We start from the raw sequence: 14780 nt of genomic DNA, 5'->3' as shown, positions 1-14780 counted from the left end.
GCGATGTTGGAATTTTTTGATTGGTTTCCTGCGCTTTTATTAATTTTCGTTCGTATCACCTCATTCTTAGTAACGTTACCTTTTTTTTCGTATCAAAATATCCCAGCTCAAATTAAAATTGGGATCGGAGTTTTTATAAGCTGGATCATTTTTTTCACAGGTGATTGGCCAGTTCTTGAAATAAACTATGAGTATTTTTTATTAATCATTAAAGAAGCCCTTGTCGGATTAACTGTAGGCCTAGTGGCTACGATTATTTTATACGCGATACAAGTGGCTGGTGGTTTTATTGATATAAAAATGGGGTTTATGATTGCTAACGTCATCGACCCACAAACAGGTGCACAAGCCCCTTTGACAGGGGGATATTTATATACATTTGCATTAATGTTTTTACTTGCAACAGATGCTCACCATTTATTACTTGACGGTGTGTTTTTCAGTTATGAATACATTCCATTAGAACAAATGTTTATTCCATTAGGTGATCAATCTGTCATTTCTCATGTTGTTACAAGCTTTAATACGATGTTCATTATTGCTTTCCAAATGGGGATGCCTGTAGTAGGTTCACTCTTTTTAGTAGATATTGCTTTAGGTATGGTATCCCGTACGGTTCCACAAGTGAATGTCTTCGTTGTAGGGTTACCTCTTAAGATTCTAGCAGGCTTTATCATTCTCTTTTTAGTCATGTCACCGTTTTTCGTATTAGTTCAATATTTAATAGAAACGATGACACTAACGATGAGGACATTGATGGAGTTGTATGGAGGGGTTTAAGGGATGTATCTTTCCCTCGATTTACAATTTTTCGCACAAGAGAAAACAGAAAAGGCAACACCGAAAAAGAAGCAAGAAACACGTAAAAAAGGGCAGGTTGCCAAAAGTTCAGATGTGAATACTGCATTTATTTTATTATTTGTCTTTTTGTTCTTTTGGTTTATCGGAAGCTTTGCTACAGAGCAAATGTTTGGGATCGCGCGTTTTACGTATGAGGAATATTTACTCTTAGATTTAACGGAGAATAATGTTTATTCTTTGTTTCTGAATTACACATTTCAAGCCGTGGTAATTGTTGCTCCAATCATGCTTGTGGCAATGCTTGCTGCGATATTTAGTAATTATTTGCAAGTTGGCTTTTTGTTTGCTCCTGAAGCTATCAAAATGAAGTTAAGTAAGATCGATCCAATTAAAGGTGCAAAACGAATTTTCTCTGTTCGTGCCCTTGTGGAATTTTTAAAGTCCATGCTTAAAATCACTTTAGTTGGCATGGTAACCTTTACTGTGATTTGGATCTTTTTTGACGAAATCTTAAAGCTTGGCCTTTATTCAGTCGGAGAAGGTGTTAGGCTAATCGGTAACTTAACAGTAATTATGGGGTTGTCTGTAGCCTTTCTATTAATTTTTCTATCAGTCTTAGATTATATGTATCAAAAATATGATCATGAAAAAAATATTAAAATGTCTAAGCAAGATGTGAAGGACGAACATAAGAAGACAGAGGGTGACCCCCTTATTAAATCAAAAATAAAAGAAAAACAAAAGCAAATGGCAATGAGCAGAATGATGCAAGAAGTGCCGAAAGCTGATGTTGTTATTACAAACCCGACCCACTATGCGGTTGCACTGAAGTATGATGATGGAAACATGGATGCACCAGTTGTGATAGCAAAAGGGGTTGACTATATCGCGTTAAAGGTAATTAATGTAGCGAAAAATAACGGGGTAATGACAGTAGAAAATCGTCCATTGGCAAGAGCTCTTTATGCACAAGCAGATATCGGAGATGAAGTGCCTGAAGACTTATTTAAAGCAGTCGCAGAAGTGCTAGCATATGTTTATCGAATTCAAAAAAAATTATAGTTGTTTTGCATGAATGAGGTTTTATAGTACATGATGCAGTGTGGATTGTTAGAAGGAGAGAAGTAGAGTGCAACTAAGAGATTTAAGTATTTTATTAGCCGTCATCCTTATCGTTATCATGTTAATTATTCCATTACCAACTGGGATGATTGACTTTTTAATCATTGTAAATATATCTTTTGCGCTCTTAATTATACTCGTTTCAATGAATACAAGAGAGCCGTTACAGTTCTCTATTTTCCCGACGTTATTATTACTTGTGACATTGTTTCGACTCGGGTTAAATGTCTCAACAACAAGGGCCATCTTAGGAAATCATGGTGAGGCAGGAAATGTTATTCAAACATTTGGAGACTTTGTTGTTGGTGGTAATGCACTTGTCGGTTTTGTTGTATTCATTATATTAGTTGTCATTCAGTTTGTTGTTATCACAAAAGGTGCAGAGCGAGTCTCTGAAGTAGGAGCCCGGTTTACGTTAGACGCGATGCCTGGTAAACAAATGAGTATAGATGCAGACTTAAATGCTGGAATGATTTCTGATGCAGAAGCGAAAGAACGCAGAAAGAAAATTGAACAAGAAGCAGATTTTTATGGTTCGATGGATGGTGCCAGTAAATTTGTTAAAGGAGATGCGATTGCCGGAATCGTGATTGTTATCATAAATATTATTTTCGGTTTAGTGATTGGAATGGTGCAAGAAGGGCTTGATCTTAGTTCTGCTGCAAATAAATATACACTCCTCACAGTTGGTGACGGTCTTGTCAGTCAAATCCCTGCCTTATTAATATCAACAGCGACCGGGATTGTTGTTACGAGAGCGGCATCTGAGGGGAACTTGGGTCAAGATTTAACCAAACAATTATTTGCTTATCCGAAAATGCTTTATGTAGCTGGTGCAACAATTGCTTTACTTGGTTTTTTCACACCAATTGAGCCGTTTGTAACAACTATTATTGCACTAACCTTAGGCGTAGGCGGGTTTCTCTTAGAGAAAAATGAAAAGAAAGTAGTAGATGATGATCTTGCTCAAGAAGAAGAATCAGATGGACAAGAAGATGATATCAAGTCTCCAGAAAGTGTTGTTAACCTTCTCCAAGTAGACCCGATAGAATTTGAATTTGGTTATGGATTGATCCCATTAGCAGATGCAAATCAAGGGGGCGACTTGCTAGATCGTGTGGTCATGATTCGAAGACAGTTAGCGCTTGAAATGGGTATGGTCGTACCTGTCATTCGAATACGTGATAATATTCAACTTCAGCCTAATGAATATTCGATCAAGGTAAAAGGAAATGAAGTAGCAAAAGGTGAGTTATTGCTTGATCATTTCATGGCAATGAGTCCAGGAGTTGATGATGAATCCATTACAGGGATTGAGACGGTAGAGCCAGCATTTGGACTACCAGCTTTATGGATTTCCGAAGAATTAAAAGATCAAGCGGAACTGTCAGGCTATACAGTAGTAGATCCACCATCTGTCGTTTCTACTCATTTAACTGAAGTGATTAAGCGCCATGCACACGAATTGATTGGACGCCAAGAGACAAAACAATTAATCGATCATTTAAATGAATCGTATCCAACACTTGTTGAAGATGTAACACCAAATCCGCTATCAACAGGTGAAATTCAGAAAGTGTTAGGCAATTTATTGAGAGAGAAAGTATCAATTCGTAATTTACCGGTTATCTTTGAAACGTTGGCTGATTATGGACAGATGTCAAAGGATACGGATTTATTAACAGAATATGTTCGACAATCTTTGTCGAGACAAATTTCAAAACAATATACTACAGAAAATGAGCCATTATATGTGATAACCGTTGGAGGTTCTGTTGAAAAGATAATTGCTGATTCCGTTCAGCAAACAGAGCATGGGAATTTCTTGAATTTAGATCCAGAAACAATGCAATCGATAATTGAATCAACGATTAAAGAAGTAGAACGAATGCAGGAAACTGGTCAAATGCCAGTAATACTTTGTTCACCAGCTGTCAGAATGTATGTACGTAATCTGATTGAGCGGTATATTCCTCAAGTTCCTGTGTTATCCTACAACGAATTAGAACCACATATTGAAGTTCAAAGCGTCGGGGTGGTGAATGGGTCATGAAAGTAAAAAAATATGTTGCAAAAGATATGCCAGAAGCAATGGAAAAAATTCGTCAAGAATTAGGCAACGATGCTGTCATATTAAATTCGAAACGCATAGAAACAGGTGGATTTTTAGGTTTTTTCACGAAAAAAAATATTGAAGTAATCGCTGCAATTGACCCTGACACACAACCTAAAAAGAAAATTGTTCGTCAAGGGCAGGAGGTAAAGAAACAAAATACTCCAAGGCGGGAAAATCCAGTCGATAATAAAGAGAACTTAAAGACCGAAATTGACGAGATTAAAAAGATGATTGCGAACATGAATCGTACCCAATCAAGTCCGAGTGAAGAATACCCTGAAGGACTAAGTAGTATTAATGACTTTTTGATAGATCAAGAAATGAAAGAAGACATTCGCCTGCAAATAATGAAAAATTTATTAAAGCGATGGTACAAAGAAGAAGGCGAAACAAAAGAAGAGAAAGAATTATTATCTTGGACTTACGAGGAATTAGATTCTCTATTAAATGGCATCTCCTTTGGTGGTGTTTCTTATAATAAGAAGTTTTTAAATTTAGTTGGTCCAACGGGTGTTGGAAAAACGACTACTGTTGCAAAAATTGCAGCAAAGGCAGCGATTAAAGATGGGAAAAAAATTGCATTTATTACGACAGATACGTATCGGATCGCAGCAATTGAGCAGTTGAAAACATATGCAAAAATTTTAAATGCTCCAGTAGAAGTCGCTTACTCGATTGATGATTTTCAAAAAGCGAAAGAACGTCTAAAAGACTATGACTTTATTTTAGTTGATTCAGCGGGACGTAACTTTAGAAATTCTTTATACGTAAAGCAATTAAATGAAGTGATAGATTTTAATGATGAAATGGAAACGCATCTAGTTCTTTCTTTAGCATCAAAATATCGCGATATGGAAAAAATCATTGAGCAATTTAACCTTATTAAAATTGATAAAGTTATTTTTACAAAAGCTGATGAAACAGATTCAGTAGGCGCAATGGTGAATGTACATTTGGCAAGTGGCATCGGTTCTTCTTATATCACCACTGGACAAAACGTTCCTGATGATATTTCGGAATCAACGAAAGAAATGGTGCTTAACGAAGTCTTAAGGAGAAAGAAAGTATGAAAGACCAAGCGGAAGCATTAAGGAGTAAATTGTCCTTAGGAGAAAATATTCACGAAAGGAAGGGACAACCTGAGACTAAAGTTCTAGGTGTTGTCAGTGGAAAAGGTGGCGTAGGAAAGTCAAATTTTGTCGTGAATTTTGCATTAGAGCTTCAAAACAGAGGGAAAAAAGTGTTAATATTTGATTTAGATATAGGTATGGCAAATATTGATATCTTACTAGGTCAAACGTCCAAGTTTTCGATTGTCGATTTATTAGAAGAAGAAATGTCAATTTGGGAGATCATCGAAAAGACGCCACACCATGTTTCTTATATTGCTGGTGGCTCTGGATTGACAAACGTATTTGAGATGAACCAATCCTACAAAAACCACTTTATGGATGAGTTACAATCAATCGAGGACCATTTTGATTACATTATATTTGATATGGGAGCAGGGGCTAGTAAAAGTTCATTTCAGTTTTTACTAGCAGCACATGACATCATTCTTTTAACAACGCCAGAACCTACATCTATTACAGATGGCTATGCAATGATTAAACATATTTATTTAGAAGACTCAAATTTGCCGATTTCTATTGTCGTTAATAGAGTAATAAATGGTAAAGAAGGTAAAGTTACGGCGAATAATATTATCCATGTATGTAAGCAATTTTTAAGTAAAGAGGTTAAATATATCGGAGCCATTCCAGATGACCAGGCTGTTCTAAAAGCTGTACGTAGTCAAATACCGTACATTTATGAATCGCCAAATGCCAAAGCCTCACAGGCAATGAAAAAGGTCGTTACGGAGTATATTGATGATCAATTCGAAGATAAGCAACGTCATCATCATTTTCTGACTAAACTAAAGGGTCTCTTTAAATAACGTAGTGAAGTTACAAAAAAATCACATATTCATCATCACAATTGCTTACTTCAGAAGGGGGAAAGAATCATAATGATCAATGTTCTCGTCGTAGATGACTCAGCTTTTATGAGGAAAATGATTAGTGACTTTTTAAATAGTGACCCTTCTATCCAGGTTATAGGCAAAGCTCGCAATGGAAAAGAGGCTATTGAGAAAAATGAAGAATTAAAGCCTGATGTCATTACGTTAGATGTCGAAATGCCAGTTATTAATGGAATTGATGCTTTAAAATCAATTATGTCGAATGCTCCAACCCCAACAATCATGCTATCAAGCACGACGAAAGAAGGAGCTGAGACAACCATTGAAGCAATGGAATTAGGAGCGTTCGATTTCATTGCTAAACCTTCTGGTTCGATTTCATTAGATATACATAAAGTGACTGAAGATTTAATTACAAAAGTAAAACTAGCGGCAAAAATGAAAGTTTCAAAGCTTTCAAGTTTACCAACGGTAAGAAAAAGAGAACGAACCGTGCAAATGGGTGAATTGTCATCCTCAAGTAGTGAGAATGGGGCGAAAAAGTCTCTCGTAGCAATTGGAACGTCAACAGGTGGCCCTAAAGCATTACAAGAAGTTTTAACTGTACTTCCAGAAAACTTCCCACTACCGATACTTGTTGTTCAACATATGCCCAGAGGTTTTACAAAGTCTTTAAGTCAAAGACTTAATACTTTATCGAACATTGCTGTTAAAGAAGCTGAAGATGGAGACTTTCTTCAAAAGGGTACGGCATACATTGCACCTGGAGGAAAGCATTTGACTATTAAAAGAATGGGAACATCCTTCGTTATCAAGCTAGATGATTCAGATCAAGTAAATGGTCACCGCCCATCTGTAGATAAAATGTTTGAATCGATTAGTGATTATAAAATGAAAGTAATAGCTGTTATTTTAACTGGCATGGGATCAGATGGTACCAATGGCCTGTTACAATTGAAAAATAATAATGAAACCGTAGCAATCGCAGAATCAGAACAAACATCCATTGTTTATGGAATGCCAAAGTCAGCTATTCAAACGAATAAAGTAGATTTTGTATTAAATGTAGAAGATATCGCACCAGCTATCATTGATATCGTATAACTAGGGGAGGTAATCTAATGGAAAGAAACCAGTATTTAGATATGTTTATTGATGAAAGTAATGATCATTTACAAGCAATCAACGACAACTTGATGAACTTGGAACAAAATCCAAGTAATACAGAGATTGTCAATGAAATTTTTCGGTCTGCACATACATTAAAAGGCATGGCAGCAACAATGGAATTTGAAGATTTAGCGAGTTTAACTCATCAAATGGAAAATGTTTTAGATGGTATTCGAAATGGCATGATTCATACGACGAGTGAAATTATGGATGTTGTATTTGAATCTGTCGATTATTTAGAAGAAATGATTGAAGATATTTCAAGTGGTGGCGAAGGTAAAAAAGATGTCACTGCAGTGGTTGAAAAGTTAGAACGAATTGAAAAAGGTGAAGCCGTTCAAGAAGTAGCAGCAACAGCTTCTCCAAATATAGAAGCTACTTCAGGAGTAGATCCTCAATTCGATGATTTTGAATTAACTGTTTTATCTCAATCTAAAGAGCAAGGTTTCTTATCATATAACTTGTCGATTAGTTTAAGAGATGATTGTATCTTAAAGGCAGCACGTGTATTTATGGTATTTGAAGTACTAGAACAAATTGGTGAAGTGATTAAATGTACACCATCGGTTGAAGAGCTAGAAGAAGAGAAATTTGATACAACATTTTACGTCACGATCATAACTAAAGAAAGCGCTGATGATATTGAATCACGCGTTATGAAGGTTTCAGAGGTTGATAAAGTCATTGTAAATGAAGTTGACCCAAATGCACTTGGTGCGAAAGATAGTAAGAATGATCATAAGGAAGATGAAAAAGAGCATGAACTGTCTGAAAAAGGAGAAGGTTCTAAACAAGAAGTGTCTCCACAGGAACGCGAGAAAGTAACAAATACGTCTTCTGGAAATAAAACAATCCGTGTTAATATTGATCGCCTTGATACGTTAATGAATTTATTTGAAGAACTTGTTATTGATCGAGGAAGGTTAGAGCAGATCTCTAAAGACGTAAACAATAATGAACTAACAGAAACTGTCGAACATATGTCCAGAATTTCTGGAGATTTACAAAACATTATCTTAAACATGCGTATGGTCCCAGTTGAACAAGTATTTAACCGCTTTCCAAGGATGGTTCGCGCATTATCAAAAGATTTAAACAAAGATGTTCATTTAGAAGTTATCGGTGCTGAGACGGAATTAGATAGAACCGTCATTGATGAAATTGGTGACCCACTCGTCCACTTATTAAGGAATTCGATTGACCATGGTGTTGAAGATCCTGATAAAAGAAAGAGAAATGGGAAACCGACCCAAGGAAAAATCACATTAAAAGCTTATCACAGCGGTAACCATGTGTTCATTGAAGTTTCTGATGATGGCGCAGGGATTAACGGGGAGAAAGTGTTAAATAAAGCGATAGACCGTGGAGTTGTAACAAAAGAAAGTGCAGCTTCACTAACGGATAAGCAAGTCTACGAACTCCTTTTCTCGAGCGGCTTAAGTACTGCAGATGAAATTTCTGATATTTCTGGTCGAGGTGTAGGACTAGATGTCGTAAAGAATAAGATTGAATCATTAGGCGGAAGTGTTTCAGTCGATTCACAACCTGGTCATGGAACAGAATTTACAATTCAATTACCTCTAACATTATCAATTATATCTGTGATGCTAACTGAGGTTGAAGAAGAGATTTATGCGATTCCATTATCCTCAATTATAGAAACAGCAATTATCAAAGATGAGGAAATACTATCAGCACACAATCAAAAAGTTATTGATTTCAGAGGTAATATCGTTCCGATCATTCACCTATCAGATTTCTTTGAAGTTCCGAAGTCACAAAAGCAAGACGGGCTCCATTCGATTGTAGTCGTAAAAAAAGCAGATAAAATGGCTGCACTTGTTGTCGATTCCTTTATTGGTCAGCAAGAAGTTGTTTTAAAATCACTAGGTAACTATTTAACGAACGTGTTTGCGATCTCAGGCGCTACAATTTTAGGTAATGGACAAGTTGCTCTAATTGTTGATTGTAATGCATTAATTAAGTCCTAATAAGAGTTTTCTTGATTAAAGAGGAGGTTTGGATAAATGTCAGATTTGAAAGTAATTGTTTTTCAATTAAAAGACGAAGAGTATGGTGTTGAAGTAGATCAAGTTAAATCAATTGAACGAGTACAGCAAATAACACGCGTTCCACATGCCCCAAAATTTGTAAAAGGTGTTATTAATTTAAGAGGTGTCGTAACACCCATTATCGATTTAAGAACACGCTTTGGTATTGAAGATGTTGAAGATACGAATGCGACAAGAATTATTATTATATCGTTAGGTGAAATGGAAGTAGGCTTAGTTGTCGATGCGGCAAATGACGTCATTGATATTCAAAAAGATACGATTGAGCCTCCTCCTGAAGTAGTAGGTGGGATTGAAGCAGACTATATCAGTGGTGTTGCGAAGCTTGAGAAGCGACTCTTAATATTATTGAATTTAGATAAAGTTTTAAGTCACGACGAAAAGAAAGAACTTAACGAAATTGAGGAACATAGTTAATGAGTTATATGGACAACATTAAAGACTATCATTTAGATATTTTAAAAGAAGTAGGTAATATCGGAGCGGGACATGCTGCAACGGCTCTTTCCAACCTATTAAATAAACATATCGATATGCAAGTCCCTTCAGTCAATGTTGTTTCATTTCAGGAAATCAGTGAGACCCTCGGTGGAGAGGATTCAGTTGTGGCAGGAATATTCCTTAGGGTAGAAGGTGATGCACCAGGTAATATGTTTTTTATGCTACCTGTAACTGAAGCAACAACTTTAGTTCAACAACTAACTTCTGACAAATCGATCGACTTGGCGTCCCCGCCCTTTCCAGAAATGGGATTGTCAGCATTAAATGAAGTAGGTAATATTCTTGCAGGCGCATATTTATCAGCACTGGCCGACTTTACATCTTTGAACATGCAGCCAACACCACCGGATATCGCAATAGATATGAGTATAGCGATTCTTAGTCATGGTTTGATTGAAATATCAAAAACAGGTGATTATGCAATTGTTATTAATACAGAAATTGAAGAAAAAGATGAAAGAAATTTCACGAATACAACGGGGCATTTCTTTTTACTGCCGGACCCGGAGTCCTTTGAAAAAATATTTGAATCTTTAGGAGTACACGTAGATGAACAACGCAACAGTAAATAATGTAGTAAAGGTCGGGATGGCAGATATAAATTTGACATCCCCGCCGCATACGATTCGTACATCAGGATTAGGTTCATGTGTAGGAATAATTATTTATGATGAATTCGTTAAGATGTGCTCAATGGCACATATCATGCTTCCTGATTCATCACTAGCAAAATCCGGGACGATCAATCGAGCAAAGTATGCCGACACTGCCATTGAAGATGCTATTAAGTGGTTAGTAAATGAAGGAGCTTCCTCTTATCGTCTTAAGTCGAAGATTGCAGGTGGAGCTCAAATGTTTAAGTTTTCTACACAAAATGAAGTAATGAGAGTTGGACCAAGAAATGTAGAGGCGGTAAAGGCGGTTTTAGGACAGAACAACATTCCAATCATTAGTGAAGATGTTGGAGGAAGTAGCGGGAGGACGATAGAGTTTGATCCTAGCACCTGCATGCTTCAAATAAAAACAGTAAATAAAGGGGTCTTAGAAATTTAATGATTCATGGGAAAGTTAAGTGGTTCTTACAATTTGCTCTTTTTAGCTTTGTCATTGTATTTCTAACTTCTGCATTCGTAAATACTTTAATGACAACTGTTTACCGAAGTGTTATCGCACTTTTTATCGGTGGGATATTCGGTATATTTATGTGCTGGACTTGGAATCAAGTCCTTACAAATCAAATAACGAGTAAAGCAGACCATCAAAGTAATAATAAGAAAACAGAACGTGAAAATGTTAAAGAAGCACCCCCTGAAAATGAAGATCAACCTTCAAGCTTAGATGAAGATGACATAAAGAAAACGAGTGGTTATGTAAAACAACTATTGAATGATTAGGAGGGTTTCGATGCCGCAGATCAAAGTGACGAAACAATTAAAAGAAGACTGGGATCGCTGGACGTCAAAGCGAGATATGGATGCATGTGACGGGCTAGTAGAGGCTTACACCCCATTGGTTGAGTATCATGTCCAGCGTATAGGGGTCAACCTTCCGAAAAATGTTCATTTAGATGATTTACGAAGCCATGCGATGTTCGGGTTGTATGATGCTTTACAAAAGTTCGATCAATCAAGAGATTTAAAGTTTGACACATATGCATCTTTTCGTATTCGTGGAGCAATTATTGACGGTTTACGACAGGAAGATAGACTTCCTCGTTCAATGAGGGAAAAATCAAAGAAAATTGAACAATCAATTGAGAAATTAGAGCAGGTGTTAGGGAGAACGCCAACTTCTGTAGAAGTAGCAGAAGATACAGAGATGAGTGAAGAGGAAGTGCTTCACATTATGAATGAAAGCTTCTTGGCAAATGTGCTCTCAATTGATGAAACAACACCTGATAATGACCGTGAAGATACGTATGCGTCTACGATCATAGATCAAAATACGTTAACACCTCAACAAAATCTTGATCGAAAAGCTCAAATAGAAGAATTAGAAGAAGTGATTAAACAGTTAAACGAAAAAGAACAACTCGTAATTAGTTTATTTTACTTTGAAGAATTGTCATTAACGGAAATTGGAGAAGTGTTAAACCTTTCTACGTCTAGGATTTCTCAAATTCATTCGAAAACAATTTTTAAACTGCAACAACAATATTTAAAACAACAGAATAAATGAAGGAACCTTTTCTCCTAATGAAGAAGCAGGGTCTCCCAAATATAATTATATCGAAAAAAATGGAAGAGGTTAATGGTATTCAGTTCATTGCTTAAGGGATGATAACAATGGTTGATTTACATGACTTTTATGAAATAGAAATTAGTGATGATCATTTAATCGCAGTACTAAAACAAAAAGTAAACCTATCAGACGAAATTGATGTAGAACATCTCATACAATTTATAAAAGAACATGGAATTAATGATGGTATTAATGAGAATATACTAAAGGATGTTATTAATGGTTCAGTTACTCCTCCAATTGAAATTGCGACAGGTAAAGAACCAATAGATGGAACGGATTCTTATTTAAAGCCAATTATACCGACTGAGGATAATGTAGAAGTGAATTTGGACGAGCCTGTCGACTTAAAGCAAGTATTAAATATTCCCTCCGTTACGCAAGGAACAGTTGTAGGGGAAAAAGTTGAACATACCGAAGGTGAACCAGGTTTTACTATTTTCGGAAAAGAATTAAAAGCGAAGCCAGGACGGGATATGAAGTTAAGGGCTGGTAAAAATACTCGAGTGAATAAAGAAGGCACGAAAATACTTGCTACTGTTGACGGGCAAATTTCTGTGGACCGTAAAGTAGTCAATGTTTATCCTGTTTATGAAGTCAACGGAGACCTCGACTTAAAAGTCGGTAATATTGATTTTGTCGGTAATGTGAATATACGAGGGAATGTACCTGAAGGCTTTCACATAAAAACACAAGGAGACATCCGTATTCATGGGTCTGTTGAAGGAGTAACTTTAGAGGCAGGAGGATCTATTTTTATTCATCAAGGTGTTGTTGCTCAAGGTAAAGGCCTTATTCAAGCAAAAGGAGATTTTAAAACATCCTTTATTAATCAAGGGAATATTCGTGTAGATAGAGATGTCTACGTCACACAGTCAATTTTACATAGTCATATTGAAGCCCAAGGACATGTTTACTGTAAACAAGGACGGGGAAATATTGTTGGTGGAGAAGTATCAGCCGGTAAAGGGATTGAAGTAAATGAAGCAGGTAACAGTATGCATACACCAACCTCCTTTTATTTAGGCATTAGTGAAAGAATTATCAATAAAGATAAAGACTTGCGAAACCAGCTAGAAACATTAGAGTCTGATTTACAAAAGCTCGGAATTCTTTATAAAAAACTGTTGTTTAAAGAGAAGAAAAACAGTCTAACTGCTCAAGATCGGATTATGAAATTACGCATACAAAATTCATTTAAAGATACACAGCAAAATATTGAATCGATTAAAGATGAGCTATTTGATATAGAAGGTGAGTTTGGCCAACAAACGAGTGCAGAAATGCTCATACATAAAGACTTACACCAAAATACGAACATACATTTCGGAAAATACCGACGAAGTATCGTTACGAACCATAAATATGTAAAGTTTCGTTTAGATCAAAGTGAAATTATTTTTGAGTCTTTATAATTCTTTCTTTTATGATTAGTCTAATGCAAAATGATTTCTCATCATGTAGCATGAAAATTTCCTTTTTTTATTTGAGATATGTTTGACAGCATGTGCGAGACTCCAGTGGGAACAGCGCGAGCCGAAAATCACTCAAAACGAACATGGTAAGTTTTGGGAAGTTGAGGCCGTGTCCACGGAAAGCGAGCACATAAGATGTCAAACTTAAGCATTAATTTTTAAGGTAGTCGAAAGTTAACATGTTATGTGGACAATCCTAGGGCATGGTGTGCATGACTCGTTATTGATAATATTAATTAACAGCGCTAATAAATGAAATATTGATTTAATGAGGAGGACCGGTTATGGGAGGAGTTAAGTCACTTGGACTGCAAGTAGCATTGCCAAGAACACAAACTGCCGGGAAAATTCAAGAGCAATTGCAAAATCGTAGTCAAGTTGCACAAGAACATATCTCAAAAGCGCAAAAAGAAGAAGAAATAAAAAAACAGAAAGCTGTCACAGAGTCTAACCCGTCTGAAGATAAGAATTTAAATAATGATGAGGAAGGCCGTGAAGGAAAGCGTGGGCATCAATATGAGCCTAGTGAGGGGAAATGGACTGAAGAGGAAAAAGAACAAGACATCCATCCATACAAGGGAAAGAATTTTGATGCATCATGGTAAAGGAGAAAAAAATTCATGGTCTATTTGTTAATCATTAGTTTTATTTTACATTTTATTAGTTTTTATTTTATTGTTATTCTCCATCAAAAACAAAAGCATCAACAACCAATAGATCATTCTAAATCCTCAAAGGAAATAGAAGATTTATTAATTGCTTATACAACGGAAATGAAAGAAAATAATGAACGTTTAGCAAGGCAAATAAATAAAATGAACATGAAGCCTGTACAAACATCAGTTCGAACTGAAGAAAATGCTCAAAAAGAGGAACCTACAAAAAGCCCGAACCATAACCAAAAACCTCAACAGACGTCAATCAAAGAGCCATCCAACACAAATCGTTTTAATGAGCATGACGCGGCACTAGAAGAAGACAAACAAGACAGTGATTATTCATCCTATGTACCCCCAGCTCCAGTTGAAGAAACTGATACATATGTTGAACCTTCTACAGCTTCAAAGGTATTGGCGTTGTCTGAAAAAGGCTATGAAGTACAAGATATTGCTAAACAATTAAAAATGGGCGCAGGGGAAGTTGAGCTTTTATTAAAGTTTAATAAATAATTATTATGATGTACTTGTCTTTGTTAGAACAATATGGTATATTATTTCTCGGTGTTAATCACACACGTTTGCTGATTTAAGTAATGGTGCTGCAAACATTGCAGTTTTACTTAAAGAGGATGCAGACGGAGGTAAAAAAACCAAGAGGAG

At 36.1% G+C, this 14780-nt stretch carries 15 protein-coding genes; all 15 read left to right on the top strand.

What is annotated here, in order from left to right:
- The first annotated feature begins 3 nt into the window (after positions 1-3).
- Positions 4-780 (top strand): flagellar biosynthetic protein FliR, encoded by a 777-nt coding sequence (gene fliR, locus LGQ02_RS12640; protein ID WP_226514730.1) that lies wholly within the window; start codon positions 4-6, stop codon positions 778-780.
- 3 nt (positions 781-783) lie between these two features.
- Complete coding sequence (gene flhB / locus LGQ02_RS12635) at positions 784-1863, top strand: flagellar biosynthesis protein FlhB (protein ID WP_226514729.1); 1080 nt, start codon at positions 784-786, stop codon at positions 1861-1863.
- Between the two features lie 67 nt (positions 1864-1930).
- Complete coding sequence (gene flhA / locus LGQ02_RS12630; RefSeq protein WP_226514728.1) at positions 1931-3976, top strand: flagellar biosynthesis protein FlhA; 2046 nt, start codon at positions 1931-1933, stop codon at positions 3974-3976.
- Positions 3973-5109 carry a flagellar biosynthesis GTPase FlhF gene (gene flhF / locus LGQ02_RS12625; protein ID WP_226514727.1) on the top strand — a complete coding sequence of 379 codons (1137 nt, stop codon included), beginning with the start codon at positions 3973-3975 and terminating at the stop codon, positions 5107-5109. The genes flhA and flhF overlap by 4 nt, the downstream gene beginning before the upstream one ends.
- Positions 5106-5978: a MinD/ParA family protein gene (locus tag LGQ02_RS12620; RefSeq protein WP_226514726.1), complete on the top strand. Its 873-nt coding sequence runs from the start codon at positions 5106-5108 to the stop codon at positions 5976-5978. The genes flhF and LGQ02_RS12620 overlap by 4 nt, the downstream gene beginning before the upstream one ends.
- A gap of 66 nt (positions 5979-6044) precedes the next feature.
- Positions 6045-7106, top strand: coding sequence for a protein-glutamate methylesterase/protein-glutamine glutaminase (locus tag LGQ02_RS12615; RefSeq protein ID WP_319003539.1), 1062 nt, complete (start codon positions 6045-6047; stop codon positions 7104-7106).
- A gap of 17 nt (positions 7107-7123) precedes the next feature.
- Positions 7124-9163, top strand: a complete 2040-nt coding sequence (locus tag LGQ02_RS12610; protein ID WP_226514724.1) for a chemotaxis protein CheA — start codon at positions 7124-7126, stop codon at positions 9161-9163.
- Between the two features lie 36 nt (positions 9164-9199).
- Positions 9200-9661 (top strand): chemotaxis protein CheW, encoded by a 462-nt coding sequence (locus LGQ02_RS12605; protein ID WP_226514723.1) that lies wholly within the window; start codon positions 9200-9202, stop codon positions 9659-9661.
- Positions 9661-10317, top strand: a complete 657-nt coding sequence (locus LGQ02_RS12600) for a chemotaxis protein CheC (protein WP_226514722.1) — start codon at positions 9661-9663, stop codon at positions 10315-10317. The genes LGQ02_RS12605 and LGQ02_RS12600 overlap by 1 nt, the downstream gene beginning before the upstream one ends.
- Positions 10295-10798, top strand: a complete 504-nt coding sequence (locus tag LGQ02_RS12595; protein ID WP_226514721.1) for a chemotaxis protein CheD — start codon at positions 10295-10297, stop codon at positions 10796-10798. The genes LGQ02_RS12600 and LGQ02_RS12595 overlap by 23 nt, the downstream gene beginning before the upstream one ends.
- Complete coding sequence (locus LGQ02_RS12590) at positions 10798-11139, top strand: hypothetical protein (RefSeq protein WP_226514720.1); 342 nt, start codon at positions 10798-10800, stop codon at positions 11137-11139. Before LGQ02_RS12595 ends, LGQ02_RS12590 begins: the two co-directional genes overlap by 1 nt.
- 10 nt (positions 11140-11149) lie before the next feature.
- Positions 11150-11923 carry a FliA/WhiG family RNA polymerase sigma factor gene (locus LGQ02_RS12585; protein WP_226514719.1) on the top strand — a complete coding sequence of 258 codons (774 nt, stop codon included), beginning with the start codon at positions 11150-11152 and terminating at the stop codon, positions 11921-11923.
- A 107-nt stretch (positions 11924-12030) separates the two neighbouring features.
- Positions 12031-13401 carry a flagellar assembly protein A gene (locus LGQ02_RS12580; protein ID WP_226514718.1) on the top strand — a complete coding sequence of 457 codons (1371 nt, stop codon included), beginning with the start codon at positions 12031-12033 and terminating at the stop codon, positions 13399-13401.
- 344 nt (positions 13402-13745) lie between these two features.
- Positions 13746-14066: a hypothetical protein gene (locus tag LGQ02_RS12575; protein ID WP_226514717.1), complete on the top strand. Its 321-nt coding sequence runs from the start codon at positions 13746-13748 to the stop codon at positions 14064-14066.
- A gap of 15 nt (positions 14067-14081) precedes the next feature.
- A complete protein-coding gene (locus LGQ02_RS12570) occupies positions 14082-14630 on the top strand; it encodes a hypothetical protein (protein WP_226514716.1) in 549 nt (182 codons plus the stop codon).
- Positions 14631-14780 lie beyond the last annotated feature (150 nt).

This window comes from Bacillus shivajii (genome assembly GCF_020519665.1).
GTDB classification, from domain to species: Bacteria; Bacillota; Bacilli; order Bacillales; family Salisediminibacteriaceae; genus Bacillus_CA; species Bacillus_CA shivajii.
Note: the sequence above shows the minus strand (reverse complement) of the source record. Positions and strands in the feature narration are given on the sequence as shown.

Coding starts and splice junctions, on each gene's coding strand:
- fliR (WP_226514730.1), top strand. CDS start 4: ATGTTGGAATTTTTTGATTGGTTTCCTGCGCTTTTATTAATTTTCGTT.
- flhB (WP_226514729.1), top strand. CDS start 784: ATGTATCTTTCCCTCGATTTACAATTTTTCGCACAAGAGAAAACAGAA.
- flhF (WP_226514727.1), top strand. CDS start 3,973: ATGAAAGTAAAAAAATATGTTGCAAAAGATATGCCAGAAGCAATGGAA.
- LGQ02_RS12620 (WP_226514726.1), top strand. CDS start 5,106: ATGAAAGACCAAGCGGAAGCATTAAGGAGTAAATTGTCCTTAGGAGAA.
- LGQ02_RS12610 (WP_226514724.1), top strand. CDS start 7,124: ATGGAAAGAAACCAGTATTTAGATATGTTTATTGATGAAAGTAATGAT.
- LGQ02_RS12605 (WP_226514723.1), top strand. CDS start 9,200: ATGTCAGATTTGAAAGTAATTGTTTTTCAATTAAAAGACGAAGAGTAT.
- LGQ02_RS12600 (WP_226514722.1), top strand. CDS start 9,661: ATGAGTTATATGGACAACATTAAAGACTATCATTTAGATATTTTAAAA.
- LGQ02_RS12595 (WP_226514721.1), top strand. CDS start 10,295: ATGAACAACGCAACAGTAAATAATGTAGTAAAGGTCGGGATGGCAGAT.
- LGQ02_RS12590 (WP_226514720.1), top strand. CDS start 10,798: ATGATTCATGGGAAAGTTAAGTGGTTCTTACAATTTGCTCTTTTTAGC.
- LGQ02_RS12585 (WP_226514719.1), top strand. CDS start 11,150: ATGCCGCAGATCAAAGTGACGAAACAATTAAAAGAAGACTGGGATCGC.
- LGQ02_RS12580 (WP_226514718.1), top strand. CDS start 12,031: ATGGTTGATTTACATGACTTTTATGAAATAGAAATTAGTGATGATCAT.
- LGQ02_RS12575 (WP_226514717.1), top strand. CDS start 13,746: ATGGGAGGAGTTAAGTCACTTGGACTGCAAGTAGCATTGCCAAGAACA.
- LGQ02_RS12570 (WP_226514716.1), top strand. CDS start 14,082: ATGGTCTATTTGTTAATCATTAGTTTTATTTTACATTTTATTAGTTTT.